Source organism: Microbacterium sp. Bi128, from assembly GCF_918698205.1.
Genome location: NZ_CAKKMM010001031.1, coordinates 1 through 1,832 on the forward strand (window position 1 = coordinate 1; position 1,832 = coordinate 1,832).

Annotated in this window: 2 protein-coding genes and 1 pseudogene; 2 read left to right on the forward strand and 1 reads right to left on the reverse strand. The window is 69.2% G+C overall.

Going from position 1 to position 1,832, the window contains the following annotated elements; all coding sequences use genetic code 11:
* A pseudogene (locus tag LQV45_RS29400) lies at positions 1 to 411 on the reverse strand (hypothetical protein); the annotation flags it as partial.
* A gap of 27 nt (positions 412 to 438) precedes the next feature.
* On the opposite strand from LQV45_RS29400, the gene LQV45_RS29405 reads away from it, so the two are divergent.
* Positions 439 to 603: a hypothetical protein gene (locus LQV45_RS29405; protein ID WP_230010612.1), complete on the forward strand. Its 165-nt coding sequence runs from the start codon at positions 439 to 441 to the stop codon at positions 601 to 603.
* Between the two features lie 305 nt (positions 604 to 908).
* A complete protein-coding gene (locus LQV45_RS29410) occupies positions 909 to 1,583 on the forward strand; it encodes a YqaJ viral recombinase family protein (RefSeq protein WP_230010614.1) in 675 nt (224 codons plus the stop codon).
* Positions 1,584 to 1,832: the final 249 nt, after the last annotated feature.

Consider the following 1,832-nt stretch of genomic DNA (forward strand, 5'->3'; position numbering starts at 1 on the left):
GGGAAGTTGCGCGCGCCCATCGGCGAATCGCAGGACCCGTCGGGCACGCACGACGCCCCGCCGCCCGGGTGACGCCACCGCCCGCCCGAGCAGACGCTCACGCCATCGATCTTGGACATCGGAGTCGAAGTCCCGACCGCAGAGCGCCTCTTTGCGGGCTGCGGCATCGGCACAGCTCACCCCCACGTCGACCGAACATGTGCGGGCGACATCGAAGACGGTGCGGTCCACAGAAGTGCAGCGGATGCCACTCACCTCGACCACGTCGTCATCCGGCAACCGGTCCGAGTGACGGCGGAGGCCTGCTCGCCCGGACATCCGCACGTCTCCGATCGTGGTCGTCTCGACGGGGGCGTCCGCCAGATACGGCTGCGCCAGTCCATGCAGGACGGCCGCTGAGCGATGGGACATCACCGCCGCCCCACCTGTCATGCCGAGATGAGCTGCGACAACGCGGACCAAGTGCCGGCCATCGGGCCACAGATCGTCGAGCGCGTCCGCGTATACGTACGCGTCACGGTGCAGCCGGACGAGGGAGCCGTCACGAACGGCTGCGCGCAGGGCTGCCACCGACCCGTCGAGATCCAGCAGCTGTTCCCGTGAGCGGACGAGGGCCCGAGCATCTTCTATCCCGATATGACGTGGCATCCCCCCAGATTTCCCACCGGACCCCACCCGCGTCTCCCGCCGCGACCGCTTCTGTGGATGACGCCCGCTGTGGAGGAGCCGTCCCTGTTCCGCCAGATCACGTGATCTGGCGGAACGTACCCGCAATGACCGCCCATAACGGGCAACCTCGACCAGATCACGTGATCTGGCGGCCCCCGCGCGTCCACCCCGGCGACGGGATGCCGACGCGCCGGGAGGCCCGACCGAGACCCCCGCGCGACGGGGTTAGGGTCGAACGCATGTCCCCCGAGCTCGTCGCGTCGCGCAGCGCCGACCTCGAGGCGCGGATCGTCGCCGATTCCCGCGACCGGGTCGCGTGGATTCGCGCGCGCTCGCGGGGAATCACGGCGACGGACGTCGCGACGCTCACCAGCGCGAACGCGATCCCCCGAGCCGCGGATGCCAAGCTCCTCGGCTCGAACTTCTCGGGCAACGCCTATACGGCGCACGGCCGTCGGCGCGAGCCCGAGATCGCCGCGTGGGTCGCCGCGACGCACGGCATCCAGCCCTCGTCGGCGCTGTATCACGCGGTCGTCGAGAAACGGCACCTCGCCACCCCCGACGGGGTCGTCGTCGACGCGGAGGGGCGCATCGTCCTGGCCGAGATCAAGACGACGAACAAGGCGTGGCGATCCATTCCCCGCACCTACTTGCGGCAGGTGTGGTGGCAGCAGCACGTCCTCGGCGCCGAGCGGACGCTCGTGACGTGGGAGCAGCACGACGGATTCGTCCCGGTCGGCGACGAGCCCCGGTGCCAGTGGGTGGACCGCGACGAGAAAGAGATCGCGACGCTCGTGCGCCTGGCCACCTCGCTCATCGACGAGCTGTATCGACGCACCACCGCGGGCCGCGCACCGGCTCCGCGCCCCGAGCCGACGGAGAGGTATCGGGCTCTCGCGCTCCTCGAGGGATAGTTGACCAAAATCAACAAGTCGGCGTATAGTTGATGTTCGTCAAATAACGCGCCGATGTCGTCGCGGCATCCTTCTTCCTCCCCTGGAGAGCTCCGCATGACCGCTTCCCTCCCCGAGACCGCCGCACCGCGGCGCGTGCTCCCGGCCCTCATCGGGCTGCTGCTCGGCATGTTCGTGTCGATGCTGGCCTCGACCGTCGTCTCGACGTCGCTGCCCGTCATCGTCCACGCCTTGTCCGGCGATCAGAAC

What these genes read in the sequence shown, in the direction of transcription:
- LQV45_RS29410 (WP_230010614.1), top strand. Translation starts at nt 909, where the DNA reads ATGTCCCCCGAGCTCGTCGCGTCGCGCAGCGCCGACCTCGAGGCGCGG.
- LQV45_RS29405 (WP_230010612.1), top strand. Translation starts at nt 439, where the DNA reads ATGAGCTGCGACAACGCGGACCAAGTGCCGGCCATCGGGCCACAGATC.